This window comes from Echinicola strongylocentroti (genome assembly GCF_003260975.1).
Classification (GTDB): domain Bacteria; phylum Bacteroidota; class Bacteroidia; order Cytophagales; family Cyclobacteriaceae; genus Echinicola; species Echinicola strongylocentroti.
Genome location: NZ_CP030041.1, coordinates 4,224,471 through 4,240,467, shown reverse-complemented (window position 1 = coordinate 4,240,467; position 15,997 = coordinate 4,224,471). Strand labels below are relative to the sequence as shown.

Below are 15,997 nucleotides of genomic sequence, written 5' to 3'. Positions count from 1 at the left end.
ATCCCCTAACACACTCATCAAAGTTAAACACAAAAAAATCAATTATTATTAAATATATTTATATGACATGCCATGACAAAAATTTGCCATGATTCACCTATTTCTTGTCATACTGGGCAAAAAATCAAGCCTACCATCTCTCATCCAAAAGCCCTAAAAAAAAACACTGAAACAGGTGAGCACAAAAAAAGCCACTCGCAGTTGCGAGTGGCTTTTTTTTGTATTATTACTAAGTAGCTAGTATATCAAGGATTCTGCGTCAATCCTTCATGAATGAGCAATTGCCCTTCTGGGAGGTACTCCACCACTGCATTATCATTGGCTGGAATAGTATAGATTGGACTATTCCCGGATAAGTGAGTGCCAGGGTATTCCCTATTCATCGTTCTGCCGTTTCTGAAGACATCCACCTTTCTGTGTCCTTCATAGGCCAGCTCCAACTGGCGCTCTTCCAACACCACGTCCAATACAGACTTGTCTCCCAGGTTTGCCATCGTATGCAAGCCAATATCTGGAATACCTGCTCTGGACCGGATCATATTCACATCCTCCAATGCCAAAACATCATTTCCTAATTTGGCATTGGCTTCGGCCCTGTTTAGGTACATCTCTGCCAATCTGGAGATTACAGGAGACCACAAATGCACTTGGTCTTCTTGCCCAGAACACTTCAACACATAGTATTTAGGGAACCCGTTTCTGACATCCAGCTTATTATCGATCAAGACGCGCTTACTCCCTTCCTCGGTCTGAATGAAATAATGGTATCCGCCGTGTCCATCGCTTTCTTTTTGAAGCGTTTTTTGTTGCCCATCTTCTGTATACACATAATCATCCCCCGATGCCGTCACTTCTTTCCATTTGTAAGAATAGCTATCATCCACATACAACGCCCAAGTAATGCTCTCATCCACTACCACAGGTTTGATAGAATTATACCGCTGATCTTCTGGATATTCCCTGACCATTTCCAAGTACCTCCTGGAAGCGTACATCTCCCCCAGCCAGTACCTTGGATATTGGCATACAGTGAGCCCACCGTGTACCAGCCGTTGCTGGCATAATCGGCATCAGGGATAAATTTGATGGCGAAAATAGTTTCAGAATTAGACTCTGGAGCCATTTTGGTATAATCCGCCAACCGGTCGGTATCCACCAAGCTGAACTTCCCTGATTCTATCACCTTATCAGCATATTCAATGGCTTTGGAATTATCTTCCATGTACAGGTAAAGTCTTGAAAGCAATGCCCATGCTGCTTCTTGGCTGGCATACACGTTGGATTTATCCTCTGTAAAAAGGGAAGCAGCGCGCAACAAGTCAGCTTCTACTTGATCATAGACTTCACCTACAGTGGATCTCACCGGGATATTCTCAGGATCACCATCCAGTTTTAACGGCACCCCTTCATTGTCCCTACCTTGCGCATAAGGACGTCCAAGGATATTCACCAACTGATAATGCATCAGCGCACGGATGTAGTAGTTCTCTGCCAACAACTGATCATCGGCATCAGTGCCTCCTTCTTCTACCGCTTCGATCACCTTATTGGTCCCCACAATAATCTGGTAAGAGCTTCTCCAAAAGCCCTCCACCCGATAACCATTGGGGATCCGCTGATAATTATAGGTAAAAAACAATGGGTCTGTCGTCGTGCCACTAAGCGCCACATTATCCGAAGGGTACTCGAAAAGACGGTGCCAATTGTCACTCCAATCTTTCATCCGGCTATAATTCCCTAGTGTCACTGATTGGGCACTGGTTTCGGAATTGGCCAAGTCATCGGAGGTAATGGAGTCGTAGGGACTCCTATCTATATCACAAGCGGACAAGGTCAGCATAGCCAGCCCAATCCAATATTTTCTATTTAGGTATTTCATAATTTCGTAACTTTTTAAATCAGAAAGAAAGATTCACACCGAAGGTCAGCCTTTTGGGCAGTGGATAAGGAGAAAACCCATCCCCATTCACAGCTGCTTCAGGATCCAACCCTGAATAATCAGTGATCGTGATCAAGTTATCAGCTGACAAATAAGCGCTGAGGCTACCGATTTTCCATGCATCAGTGATGCGTCCAGGAATGGTATACCCTAAGGTCACATTTCGCATTCTCAGATAACTGGCATCTTCCAAATAACGGGAAGAGGGTTTGTGGGCGTTGTTGTTCCCTCCATAAATAGGCTGTGGGTGCGTTGCATTTGGATTGTCCGGAGACCATCTGGACCAGCCGTCCTGCAGGCTCATGAAATTATAAGTGGGATATGCCCCATCACTGTCAAAAAGCTCTCGGGCAGCTTGGTACACCATCGCTCCTTCAGAATAGGCAAAGGTAGCATTTAGATACACCCCTTTGTATTCCATGCTAGAGCTAAGTCCACCGAAGAAATCCGGAGTGGAAGTACCTACTTTTTGTAGCGTAGCCGCAGAATAAGCCCCTGTGACCACAGTCTCCCCAGTAGCTGGGTCTACCTGCTCCCATTGCGGCGTGCCATCTTCTGGATTCACACCGGCCCACTTTCTCATGTACCAAGTATCGATGTTTTCACCTTCCTCAATAATGGTATTTCCTGAAATCTGGCTCTTTCCTCCATACAGCTCGGTGATCTCATTGTCATTTTTACCAATATTAAAATCCAAGTGCCAGTTGAAACCGGAAGCATTGCTGAGCACATCTGCTCCCAAGGAGAATTCGATTCCTCTGTTTCTTACACCACCGATATTGTCAAAATACCCTGTATATCCTGACACATCAGGAAGTGGCACAAAATGGAGCAGTCCACTGGTGCTTTTGTTATATACTTCCAAGACACCGGTCAATCTACTCCAAAGGCCAAATTCCACCCCAATATTGGTGTCATAGGTCTTTTCCCAAGTCAAATCATCATTTCCCAAAGTGGAAGCAATGGCTGCTGGATCTCCATTATACTGGGCATCCAGAGAGTAGAGCTCATATTGCGGATACAGAGAGTTGGGTGTATTTCCTACACCACCGTAAGATGCTTTTAGCCTTAAATAATCAAATGCTTGGCTGTTGAAGAAGTCCTCTCTGCTGATATTCCACGATCCACTAATGGCAAAGAAATTACCGTACTTCTTATTTTCCCCGAAACGCGAGGCCCCATCACGCCTGAAGGATACTTGGGCATTGTACTTGCCTTTGTAGCCGTAGTTGGCATTGAAGAGATAAGACTGGAATGCATAATCATTTTTAGTACCACCTATCGTCGTGGGTTCTGAAGTACTACCGATAATAGACGCTCCGGGAACAATGCCTTTACCTGTAGCGCTCAGACTATTATAGACATAATCATTATACTCATAGGCTACCAAAGCGCTAATGGTATGATCGTCGATGGCCTTGTTGTAAGACAACATCTGGTTGGTAAAACGCGTCGTTCTTTTCCCGATCGCATTGTACAAGCGCCCATTGTCCGCCAGCCCACTATTTGACCTTGGGTCGGTGTAGGTAAACGACTCTCCTTCATAATAGGTAATATTATTGGTGGAGATAAAGGACAAGTTTTCGGTAATATCGTATTGAAGGTCCACATTGGCCATTACATTGACCGTATCTCCAGTAGAGTAATTCCATTGAAGGTCGTACAGGTAATTGCTGTTATCCCTTCCGTACCAGGTGACGTCTCCTTCTTGAGGATTCACTGGTTCACCATCTTCTCCATAGGGATTGTCCCAAGGAAGGTTACGGTACATGTCATAGATACTATGCTCCCTGTCCTCAGTTTTGATATAAGTAGCGGCCAGTTTTGGTTTGATGGTAAGCTTTGGTGAAATATCATATTCCAAGTTCACCCTACCGGTCATTCTCTCATAATCATAGCCTTTTACCGAACCTTCTTCTTTATAATAATTTCCTGTAGCAAAGATCCGGGTCTTTTCGGAAGTCCCCGTATAGCTCAGGTTGTAGTCTTGCACAATACCGGCTTGTGTCCCGATATCCAGCCAATCAGTATCGGTATTCAGGAGTTCTTCAGTGTAATAACCTGGAATGGCGTCCGTATTAGGAAACTGCCCCCATAGATCATACATCCCCCTGCTATTGGAGACCTCAAATCCGCCAGTATTAAACATTGCCACCCCTGTTTTTGCACTTACATTAACAGAGCTCGTATTGGCTCCCTGGGCGGTTTTGGTAGTCACTACCACGACCCCATTTGCACCTCTTGATCCATAGAGTGCTGCGGATGCGGCATCTTTCAAAACAGAAATACTTTTGATGTCAGCAGGATTGATATTTGGGGTGCCATGCCAAATCACACCGTCCACTACCCAAATTGGGTTTACCGAAGACCGAATGGAGTTTTTACCCCTTATCCTAATATCGGGAAGTGCTCCGGGCGCTCCAGATGAAGCACTCACATCTACCCCGGCCAGCTTGCCCTGTAGCATATTACCGACATTGGGAGAAGTGATGTCCTGCAACTTATCCCCATCCACTATAGCTACTGAGCCTGTAAGGTTTTCCCTTTTTTGAGTGGTATACCCTGTCACCACTACTTCGTCCAAGCCTTGCGTATCCTCTTCCAATACGATATCCAATTGACTCTTTCCTCCTATGGACACCTCTTGGCTCTTAAAACCAATAAAAGACACCTGAAGCACCGCATCCTCAGAAATGCCGGTCAACTTAAAGGATCCGTCCATATCGGTGATGGTACCTTTGGTGGTTCCTTTTACCAAGATACTCACGCCCAAAAGCGGCTCTCCCGATGAATCCTTAACGGTTCCTTGAACATCAATCTCTGCTTTTTCAGCAACATCATTGCCCTCATAGCTGTCAACTTTCAGCACCTCCTCCGATAAGGAACGGGCACTGGCTGGGGACACAGTCAACGCTAGGGAGAAACTCCCTAGAGCCACCCACCCCATTCTGGCAAGTAGTTTTCTCATCATAATATTGTTTTTTGTGTTGGTAATTGGTGCCTGACGTCTGGTCTCCATGCTTCCCGAGACGGCACTCTTTGTTGTTATTATTTGGGTTTTATTCGTATTACTTCTTGATCAAATGACTTAGGCAAGCCCATTGATCCTGCTGTTATTTACTCGTAGTTGTTATGACTATCCAATGCTCATCAGCGTCAATAAGCTTCGTTTTATTTCGATAATCTCATCATTAACACCCTAAATGTAAACAATTAAAATTTCGAATCAATATTTTTAACTAGGATTATGCAAAAAAGCAACTAAAACAAAAGAAAATTACTTACGAAACCGTTTTTAAAAAATTATATTAAGCTGCAAAAAGCCTGTACACTACACGTGCACAGGCTTACAATTAAATCTTCTATTTGCGCCTACTATGGCAACTGTCCAAAATCTATTTCAGGTGACTGCCCTTTTTCTTGACACTGATGCATGCTGTTCAGCGGTTCAAACGCATCGAAAAATCCGCCATTGCGCAAGAAGAACCTACCCTCTTCTTCCCCTCCAGCATAATCCATCCGATATCCTCGTCGTGCTATATCATCTCCGGTAAACTTGGCCTCGGTAAGCTCTACCCAGTCTCCCTGCACGTTCATCGCCCATTGGTCATGATAGAAGGCTTTTCGGCCCATATAGCCATTTCTGTCATTAAAATTCTCCAAAAAAGAATGTGGACGCTTATACCATGTGTCGGTCTGAGGCCTTAGAAAACGGGCAATCAACTTCCACTCACCGAGTTCTGGCGCATAGAAATAGGCCGTATAAATGGTATTACCTTTCCCATCAGGCTCGACTGAATTGAGGAACCGGTAGGTATTTCCCGTGATCCACTTGTATTTCCAGTAGCTCTGTCCACCAGATCCCTCGTTTCCGAATTCACCAGTATACACACCGTCTCCTTTTTTCAGCAGCTTGATCTGCTGCTCCTCGGGGATTTCATCAGGGTTATCCGTATGAAAGGGGCTCCAAACGGAAAACAGCACCCTTCGCTCATCATCTGAATTGGCTTGTATTCCGAAATAACCTTCTCCAAAGCCATTGGCCATATAATAGGACCCATTGGGATCCTCACCTTCAGGGACAGTGATCTCATTGTAGAACCATTTGAAATCTTGATCTTCCGGCAATGTATAAGTCAAGTGAACGGAAGGACCTCGCCTCCCCCAGTAAAACCGATTACTTTCGTTATCTTTCACATACACAATAGAGGCATCTTCTTTCGTTTTCACCAACAGCGACCTAATCGATGAAAACGCTTCACCTTCCTTGGAAGCACCTTGAACATCCATCTTCACATAACCTGCTTCGAGGTCAAAAACCCCCACATTAACAGTATCACGCCCTTGAGATGCTACCGAAACATCCTTGCTATGTCCTCCTGCAGTCACCACAAAATCACAAGCCGTATCACGCCCCTCCAAAACAAGCTGCAAAAACACCTGCTGCGGCTCCTCCATCTTGAAGTAAGTGCTCAGCACCGCTTCTTCAGAGGTCCAGTTTTTCACACCTTTTTTCGTGACTTCCAGCCCTTCACCAGCTGTCAAATATGAATTACCTCCCACGGGGATGTCAGTGGTCACCTGAAACTCCTTGGCCACATCCTGAAGTCCTGAAGACTCACACGCCAACAGTGTTCCCAGGGCAATCATTGGCAATAAGCTTTTAATACGCTTCATATTGGGTTACTATTTTATTTTTTCTTCTTTACAATTAAAACGGTACTATCACGTAGCTATAGGCATAATCCTCAAAGGCGACCCTATATTCTTCCAGCGCAATGGATCCCCAGCTATTGATGCCTGCCACTCCTGTCTGGACCAGGTCCACATGCAGATTGGTAAATCCGTTTGGCTCCAGTTCTCCGCTATGGATATTTTGCTTTTCCTTGCCTGGATACAGCTGGTCAATACCATACGGCAGCGCACTAACATTCAGCAAGTCTTCGACCGCATAGATCTTTACACCTTCTTTTTGGGATTCGCTAACGGACGCCCAACGCACATCCGTTTTATTGCCTGACTCTTGAGGCCTGACATACGGATGGTATTGCTCCTGAACACTGCCTTCATACAGCCCCACTTGGGCACTGTACTTCCTATCGGAATAGCTTTCCCACGGACCTCTGCCGTACCACTCAAAATGGCCCAGCTCTCCCGGCAGCTTCAGATCGGTCCCGACCTTCAACAAATAATCATGATCGCCTTTAATCGCCTTAAATTCATTGTCCACTTTGATTTTACCATCATTGTCAAAACTGTACACTTGGGTATAAGCCGCATCCCCATCGAGGACTTCATAAGTAGCGGTCACCTGATAGGTACCGTCTGCTGCTGTCTGATGCGCCAGATTTTTAAGTGAGGTCACCTTTCCATGCTGATAGTTCAGCTTACTTCCGCGACCGCCACCGAAGTCATTATCCACAAGTGGCCGGAAAAGGGACAATGAAGGCCCATCCACGATCAATATTTCCTTCCCTACGGTATAATCATGAAACTGCCCCGTAGCGGTATCAAAATAAACATTGAAGTTTTTATTGCCAATGACCAGCTTACCTGCTTCTTCAGTCACTTCCACCTCTGCCCTTACGGGATCAAAGGTCATCAGCACGGGTCCCGTCAGTGCAAATTCCTCTTCCGCCAGCAAGGTACCCGGCGCCATCCTCCCTTCTTCTTCGATGATCTTACCTTCTACTTGCAAACGGTATTCGGCACTCTCTTCCCGGGTCAAGTCAAAAGGAAGATCCACTGTGGTATGCTGCCTCGGTGCCAGCGCAAACGACCCGATACTGGCCCGCTTCACCTCTTCGCCATTTTTCAACAAAATAGCCTCAAACGTGTAATTGGAAAGATCCCTAAAGAAATATTCGTTAAATATCTCCAAGCGGTCATTTTCCGTCAATTCGAAAGAAACCTCTTGATGCACTCTTCTCACTTCATAGGCATGTGGGTTCCATCTTCTATCCGGCATGATCACTCCATTGATCAGGAAGTTATCATCGCTAGGCGTCCCTTCAGGTCCCCAATCGCCTCCATAACCAAAAATCTTTTTGCCATCCTTTTCCAAGTAAACCCCTTGGTCCACCCAATCCCAGATATATCCGCCCTGAAGCATTGGGTACTCCTTGATCACTTCCCAATATTCCTTGAAATTCCCCATACTGTTCCCCATCGCATGTGCATATTCACTCATAATATACGGTCTTGGGGGATTGCTCTCCGCATAGCGGATCATCGATTTAGGATGCGGGTATTGCGGGACGATAATATCGGTATTCCACTCATAGGTAGAACGCTCGTACTGTACCGGACGGGAAGGATCATACGCCTTGATCCATTCGTAAGCTTTATAAAAGTTATAGCCATTCCCTGCTTCGTTGCCCATGCTCCAAGCGACGACAGAGGGGTGGTTTTTATCCCGGAACACCATCCTTTTGATCCTCAGCATATGGGCATGGAGCCATTCTGGGGCATTGCCCAAAGACCGCTCTGGGCTGTAATACATGCCGTGGGATTCGATATTGGCCTCATCGATCACGTAAAAGCCATATTTGTCACACAGCTCATACCAATAAGGATCATTGGGGTAATGCGACAGTCTCACCGCATTCATATTCAGCTCCTTCATGATCCGCACATCCGTCTCCATCTGTTCTCGCGTGATCACATGGTGGGTCTCCGGATGCGATTCGTGACGGTTTACACCTTTGAAAAGTACCGCTTTGCCATTGACCAAAAACTGGTTGCCGACAATTTCATACGTTCTAAAACCCACATGCTGCCGAACCACTTCCAGTGGCTCGCCCGCTGAACTGGCCAATGTCAGTTCCAGCTCGTACAGGGTAGGGACCTCCGCCGACCAAGCCTTGACGTTAGGTATTTCCGTAGCAAAGTTCAACACTGTCTTTCCCAGCTTTCTTTTTAGCCCAATGGTCTTCTGCTGTTTTTCGAATATCACATTGCCTTCAGGGTCAAAAAGCGTGGCTGTAACGGTGTTTTCACCTTGCTCCTCTTCTGTTCGGTTCCACAGATCAACGGTCACGTTCAACTGACCATCCCGGTAGCTGTTGGCCAACGGGCTTTTTACGAACAAGTCATAAAAATGCACTTTTGGGCGGCTATAAAGATATACATCCCGTTCTATTCCTGAAATCCGCCAAAAATCCTGCGCTTCCAAGTACGATCCATCGTGCCATCTTCTCACTTCTATGGTGATCAGGTTTTCGCCAGAAGCCACATAATCGGTAAGCTCAAACTCAGACTCCAACTTACTGTCTTCGCCCATGCCTACATACTCCCCATTTACATACAGACGAAATGCCGATTTTACTGCTCCTAGATGAATAAAGACCTGTTCATTCTCCCACCCATCAGGCAAGATGATCGTGCGACGATATACACCTGCAGGGTTTTTCTCATTCTCTATAAAAGGCGGATTGGGATGATCCACCGCAAACTCAAATGGATGATTGACGTATATCGGCGTACCGTACCCATTAAACTCCCAGTTGGCAGGCACTTGAAAATCATCCCAATTGCTATCATTAAAGCTTTTTGAGTAAAAGTCCTTCGGAAGCTTCTCATAATGATCTACCCACAAAAACTTCCAAGCACCGTTTAGGTCATAGAACCTTTCGGATGAGGCCTTATCGTCCTTTTTGGCCAAGCTCTTACTTTCATATGGAAAGTAGGATGCCCGCATCGGCAACCTGTTTTCTTCTTGGACATTGGGGTTTTCAAATATCGGGTCGGCGTTCTTCTCCTGTGCATTTCCCTGCATCACGCAGAACATCACGCACAGTGCCGAAGTGATGATTGATTTCATAAAACTATTTTTTTTGGTCTAGAGGATTTCGTCGTATCAACGTGTGATCTTACTATGATTTTTTACACATACTTTTGACAACTCACAATAGCACAAAAAAAAGAAATAAAACGAATATTTTATAATGTAATATGAAATAAATTGAAAATATTTTTGGTGAAAAAATAACGATTTACCAAATCACCATTCATCACGTACCATCTCCTTTCAGTTAGCAGAATCACCAATACACACCAAGTGTTTTAGACTGCGGTGATACAACCTTCCATTTGCAAAAGAAGGTGCATTTACTGACCAAGTCTCCCCTTTGGGGCCGAGGTCATTTACGCTTACCAAAGCACTTTCATCAAAATCGGCTGTATCTGCAGCTACACAATAGACGACTCCCAACATAGTAGTGAAAAATATCTTTCCGTTAACACTAATTGGGTTTCCATTAAAATTCCAGTGCCAGCCATCCCTTTGCGACCTTTTGTCGTAAGCCACGTCCAGTCCCCGGTTATTTGTAGTCTGTGTACGCAGGGCCTTGTCCCAAATATAGTGCTGTTGCTGCCCCTGCCAATCCACCTGAACGGGCACCTGAAGATATTCCACTTTACCCGACTGTAAATCCACACGTCCCAGGGAATAGTCCGGACCGATATTTTTCCTGTAATTCCCTTCTTTGAAACACATAAAAAAAAGTTTGTCATCGACAACAATATTAGTATACCACGCAGGAAAAACACTTATACCCAACTCTTCCTTCAGGTCAATATTGGACCTTAGCCCATATTGCTCTTGTTCCCACAGACGAACATCTACGTTATCCGTCAGGGATATCTTCTTCTTCAGGTCGCCATTCTTGGCATCCAACACATGGAGTTCCCCTTCAGCTTCTGTGTACCAAATAGCCCTGTCTTCATCCCAGCTGGCATGGTAAAGCGCCATACCTTCGGTTGTTTCATATTGCCAGATACGTTTGCCATTATCCATATTGATCAGGGAGTAGCCTTTTGGCGATTCCGGCACTTTGTGATGGCCTCCCCGACCGATGAGCACTGCAGGCTTTCCCTCGGCCGTTTTTCCAAAAGACGGCGTGTTATAATGAGTCAGCCCATCCTCTGAAATCCACTGTACCTCGCCGGTAGTTTTGTCCATAGCGTACAGGTAATTCCATCCATACACCCGCTCTCCATCCCTTTTCCAATAAGGCTCCATGTTCAAGACCAGATTTCCATTCAATATGGGCTCAAATTGTTTATTGAAGGGAAAATGAACTCCATCCAATTTCTCTACAGGCTCCCAGCTTCTCTCCCATACCAAATCCCCTTCAAAATCAAAGCAGCTTAATTGGCCACTGGCATTATAAAACCAGACGTATTCTCCGTCTGTCACCGGCCCGGGGGTACTGGCGTCAGAAAACCCATACATGTAATCGCTTTCCAAACTCCCCTCCAACGCCCTCTCCCATAGCACGCTACCATCATTGGCATCCACACAAAGGGCCAAAATATCCGCCCCTTTCAAATCACTCTTGTCATTTACAGCGGTGACTGGCTGCATGACCGAGAGAAAAATTCTGTCTTCCCAAACGGTTATTCCACTTTGGCCACCTTCGGGAAGTGGGGTTTTCCAAATGATATTTTCTCCTGTCGTAACACTGAAATTGTCGACCACTTCCATAGAGGAAGACACTGTCCAATCACCATTGGGACCTGACGGCTGAGGCCAGTTGATGTTGTTATCAGGGCTATCAGCACAACTTGCACCAATCAACAAAACAGTAATAAAAGCAAATGTTTTTTTCATGAATATGGGTTTAATGTCAATAACTACAAACAGGATCGTATCTTAAACCTAACATACACAAAAAGCCCCTAAATTACCTGTAATTCTACTGGTAATTTAGGGGCTTTGGTTAATTCACCGGGCAAACGCATTCAAAAAAAACGTCCCGATTTGTATTTATATCTGCCGTTCCTACGGAACTTACCCTTTTGTGTGTAATCATTTTTTGTTGTCACCTGCACCTTCTATATGATCCTCCGCCAAAGGCGGATTAAGTAGTATGCGCAGTTGTTGACTACAAAACCTGTTCTATTTCCTATATAAGCCAACCGTCATACTTGCGCAGGCAGGCACGAAGGCTTATTCGACCTGCAAATCATCTCATTACTCTTTCAGTCTTTCCCGACATTCGGCAAGATAGGTCACTACGATTCCTAATGTACAAACTGAGATAAAGTGCCAGCGGCACGATAAATTTTGTAACCTGCGGATTCATCCGCAGGAGCTTAAGCCCCCTCAACTTCCAGAAGGAGTGCCAGCGGCACGGATGATAACTATGCCTACACGAAAACTGTCCCCTTCAATACACTAAATGCCCTTGCCCTGAGTAAATTCATGAAAACTTTCAACTACTCCAAATTTGGGTTTAAAGCAACCTCTGGGGAAGGCACTGGGTATAAGTACTGATAATCTTCCCAAGCTGGCGGTGTACCAGGGAAAAACGAAGGACAATTTATTTTTTTATTTAATTTCGTTATTTTTATAATAATTTTAAATCAACTCAAACTAACTTTCGACAAATTTTATCACATCTAACCATTTGAATTAACTTTCTACACTCCTGTGATAAAAGAACTTTCGTAAAGCAACAACTAATGCACATAGCCAATTTATACCCCATCATGAAACTGAATCACTTTTCCCTTGCTATCTTTTGCCTGCTTATAACCGCAGTCTCATGTAAAAACACATCCGATAATCAGCAAAACACCTCGCAAAGCAGTGAGCAAAAAAGCAAACCCAATATCCTTGTCATTTTTGCTGACGACCAAGGCACTTTTGACACCAATGCCTATGGATCAAAAGACCTGGAAACTCCAAATCTCGACCGGATAGCCCACGAAGGCACTCGGTTTACCCAATTCTATGCTGCTGCTCCGGTCTGCTCCCCTTCCCGGGCCAGCTTGCTCACTGGAAAATACAATCAACATGCACGGCTCTTTGGCAATGTAGCCCCACCACATGCAGACCCAGCGTATAAATCAGGTCTGCCCACAGAGGAAATCACCATGGCCGAAGTGTTCAAAGCGGACGGCTACGAAACTGGACTGATCGGCAAATGGCACCTTGGTCACAGCCCCGAAAAACTTCCCAATGGACAAGGCTTCGATTACTTCTTTGGACACCAAAGGGGATGCATCGATAACTATTCACACTTTTTCTTTTGGGATGGGCCAAATATGCATGACCTGTACAGAAATGATGAAGAAGTCTATTATCCCGGCCAGTTCTTTGGCGACCTGATGGTGGACGAAGTTAAAAAATTCACCGCCCCAGAAAAGGAAGACCCTTTCTTTGTCTATTGGGCCATCAACATGCCGCATTACCCCTACCAAGGCAAACCAAAGTGGTTGGAACATTATAAAGACCTTCCTTCGCCGCGAAGGGAATACGCTGCTTTTATCAGTACTTATGATGAAATGATAGGCGAGATCTTGGATCATTTGGAAGCCACTGGCCAATTGGACAATACCATTATTGTCTACCAATCTGACCATGGACACAGCACAGAAGAAAGGGCTTTCTTTGGCGGAGGAAACAACGGCCCTTACCATGGCGCCAAATTCTGCATGCTCGAAGGAGGCATCAGGGTACCAGCCATGATCCGGTATCCAAAGGCAGTTCCAGCGAACGAAGCCCGCAACCAAATGGCCAACAGCATCGACTGGCTGCCCACGCTTGCTGAATTGACCAAAACCACCATCCCCAACAAGGGTGACATCGACGGAAAAAGCCTGATGCCAATCATCAAGGATAAAAATGCACCTAGCCAACATGACGTCCTCCACTGGGCCACCGGAGACCCAGAAGCCACTACCAACTCTTGGGCAGTGCGAAAAGGTGACTGGAAGCTATTGGGCAATCCTTGGGATTCTGAAAAAGAACTGGAAATTGGAGAAGACGATAAGCTTTATTTGGTAAATATGGCTATCGACTCCACCGAGACGACCAACGTAGCAAAAGAAAACCCGGAAATCCTACAAGAACTCCTCCAGCTCCATAAAGAATGGAACAAAGAAATGATTGAGCTAAAACACCAAAGCAAATAAAAGCCACCAACCCGTACATTGATAAAGCCTTTCGGGCTTAACGAGAGGCTCTATTAATTTCTAAATGATAGAAAAACAAATGAAAACCACACTTTTCAGCTTTCTAATAGCCTTTATTATTGCAGGAAACGTTTTGGCCGGTGAGAAAGATACTGTCCATATCATCAGCCATGACCAGACCACCGTCGTGACCAATCCCAAAAAAGGTGAAAACAGCTATACCAACTGGGCGGTTTTTCCTGATAAGGACGAAGCCATTCGCCAAATCATCCTAAAAATCAACTTTGGCTGTCCGGACGGCATGCGCTGTGCGGACTGGGATTATGTAGACCACATCACCCTCAAAAGAGCCGGTGGCAAAAACGGTGAAATGCTGGATTATGAAATTGCGCGGATGCTCACTCCTTACGGTGGAGCTTTCGGCAAAGACTGGGAATTCGAGTGGGAAGTGGATGTCACCGACTTCAGTCTTTTGCTTAGGGACAGCGTGGAGGTCGAGTACAAACACACGGGCTACGAGCCCAATGAAGACCGGGGTTGGAAAGTCACGGTTGATTTTGAAGTAATCAAAGGCCCACCCATCATGGAGCCCGTCAGCATCACCAAAGTCTACCAAGGCTCCTATCGCTACGGAGACAAGGAAAACCCCATCGAGGAGACCTTGAAGGCCACCACCATCACCACTGACGAGGGAGCTTCTTTGGGCAGATTTAGGGTCATCCAGACCGGACATGGCATGGACAGACCAGATGGATGCGGGGAATTCTGCAACAAGTACCGGGATTTTTACCTGGACGGAAAACTGACAGCCAGCAGACAAATGTGGAAGCAATGCGGCAGCAACCCGCTTTACCCACAAGCCGGCACCTGGATCTTTGACCGCGCCAATTGGTGCCCGGGAGACTTGGTACAGCCAGACATTTATGACTTTGACCTGAACGCACCTGAGCATACCGTCCAACTCCAAATGGAAGATTATGTATCTCCAAAACCCAGCGCCAACGAGCTGATAGCAGCCTATGTGATCCAATACAAGTCTTATCAGGAAAAGCAGGACGTTTCCATTGAAGACATTATCATCCCTTCCAAAAAAGCCGTTCACAGCAGGAAAAACCCAGCTGCTTTCGGGCCTACTATTGTGATTAAAAACAATGGAAGCCATCCACTGAAAAGCCTAGAAATCGAACACGGTACCGTCGGACCACAACCACAAAAATCCTCTTGGTCAGGGGAGTTGCTTCCCGGCAAATCGGACACGGTTACCCTAGAGGGAAAAATCCCTCAGGAGGGTAGCCTGAACTATCAATTTGAACTCAAAAAACCCAACGGAAAAAAAGATGGATACCTCGGCGACAATAAGGCCATATCACCTTATGAAAAGGTAGCCGTACATGGCGAGCAACTGATTCTACACATTGAAACCAATAAAGCTGCCCAGGAAAATGGGTACACGGTCACCGATGCAGAAGGCAATGTTTTATTTGAAAGAACCGTGGGGTCCATGGCTGCCGACACCACCTACAAAGACAGCCTAAACCTCTCCAAAGGAGCTTATCGCCTGCACTTCACCGATACTGGAGGAGATGGTCTTGAGTTTTGGTACAAGACAAAGGCAGGAAGAGGAAAGGTCATCTTATTGAACAATGACGGGCAGATCGTAAAAAGCTTCGATTCGGATTTTGGAAGTGGCATCACCTATGATTTCGAAGTAGGAGAGGCCATATTGCCAATCAATGACAAGGAAATTTCGCTAGGCGTCTTCCCTACCCGCGCACAGGACTTCACCACCTTCGATTATTTGTCCAATTCCCCCGAAGAAGTCACCATAAAACTGGTAAAGGACCCGGGCGGAGAAGTAGTGGAAGAACACATCTACCAAGACCTTAAAGAAGGGAAATTCACCTTAAACCTGACCCGCTATCCCAAAAGTCGCTATTTCTTCCAAGTTTTTATCAAAGGAGAAATGATCTACAATAAGAGGCTAAGGGTGAAGGAGTAGTTCATAGTTAGCTTCCTGTGTTTAACCCGGATTCAATGCCGTTTAGTTAAGAAGATTTTCCAATACGGATCGTCCATTGAGAGAGTTATGATTTTAATCCATGGGCTTTTAAAATATGTACAAAATGGATCCGCCTT

8 protein-coding genes are annotated in these 15,997 nt (G+C 45.5%); 2 read left to right on the top strand and 6 right to left on the bottom strand.

Annotation, left to right across the window (positions count from 1 at the left end; genetic code table 11):
- Positions 1-245: 245 nt before the first annotated feature.
- The 6 genes from DN752_RS24990 to DN752_RS16415 all read right to left on the bottom strand — a co-directional run bounded on the left by DN752_RS24990 (position 246) and on the right by DN752_RS16415 (position 11,552).
- Positions 246-914 (bottom strand): RagB/SusD family nutrient uptake outer membrane protein, encoded by a 669-nt coding sequence (locus tag DN752_RS24990; protein ID WP_245949271.1) that lies wholly within the window; start codon positions 912-914, stop codon positions 246-248.
- Complete coding sequence (locus DN752_RS24985; protein ID WP_245949269.1) at positions 914-1,879, bottom strand: RagB/SusD family nutrient uptake outer membrane protein; 966 nt, start codon at positions 1,877-1,879, stop codon at positions 914-916. Before DN752_RS24985 ends, DN752_RS24990 begins: the two co-directional genes overlap by 1 nt.
- 19 nt (positions 1,880-1,898) lie before the next feature.
- Positions 1,899-4,910 carry a SusC/RagA family TonB-linked outer membrane protein gene (locus DN752_RS16430; protein WP_245949267.1) on the bottom strand — a complete coding sequence of 1,004 codons (3,012 nt, stop codon included), beginning with the start codon at positions 4,908-4,910 and terminating at the stop codon, positions 1,899-1,901.
- Positions 4,911-5,314: 404 nt separating this feature from the next.
- Positions 5,315-6,616 carry a DUF3472 domain-containing protein gene (locus DN752_RS16425; RefSeq protein ID WP_112784956.1) on the bottom strand — a complete coding sequence of 434 codons (1,302 nt, stop codon included), beginning with the start codon at positions 6,614-6,616 and terminating at the stop codon, positions 5,315-5,317.
- A 34-nt stretch (positions 6,617-6,650) separates the two neighbouring features.
- The gene (locus DN752_RS16420) at positions 6,651-9,761 is read right to left on the bottom strand and encodes a glycoside hydrolase family 2 TIM barrel-domain containing protein (RefSeq protein WP_112784955.1); all 3,111 of its coding nucleotides are present in this window, start codon (positions 9,759-9,761) and stop codon (positions 6,651-6,653) included.
- Between the two features lie 207 nt (positions 9,762-9,968).
- A complete protein-coding gene (locus DN752_RS16415; protein ID WP_112784954.1) occupies positions 9,969-11,552 on the bottom strand; it encodes an outer membrane protein assembly factor BamB family protein in 1,584 nt (527 codons plus the stop codon).
- 881 nt (positions 11,553-12,433) lie between these two features.
- Between DN752_RS16415 and DN752_RS16410 the strand changes: the two genes are divergently transcribed.
- Positions 12,434-13,861 (top strand): sulfatase family protein, encoded by a 1,428-nt coding sequence (locus tag DN752_RS16410; protein ID WP_245949265.1) that lies wholly within the window; start codon positions 12,434-12,436, stop codon positions 13,859-13,861.
- 79 nt (positions 13,862-13,940) lie between these two features.
- Positions 13,941-15,860, top strand: coding sequence for a peptide-N-glycosidase F-related protein (locus DN752_RS16405; protein ID WP_112786586.1), 1,920 nt, complete (start codon positions 13,941-13,943; stop codon positions 15,858-15,860).
- Positions 15,861-15,997: the final 137 nt, after the last annotated feature.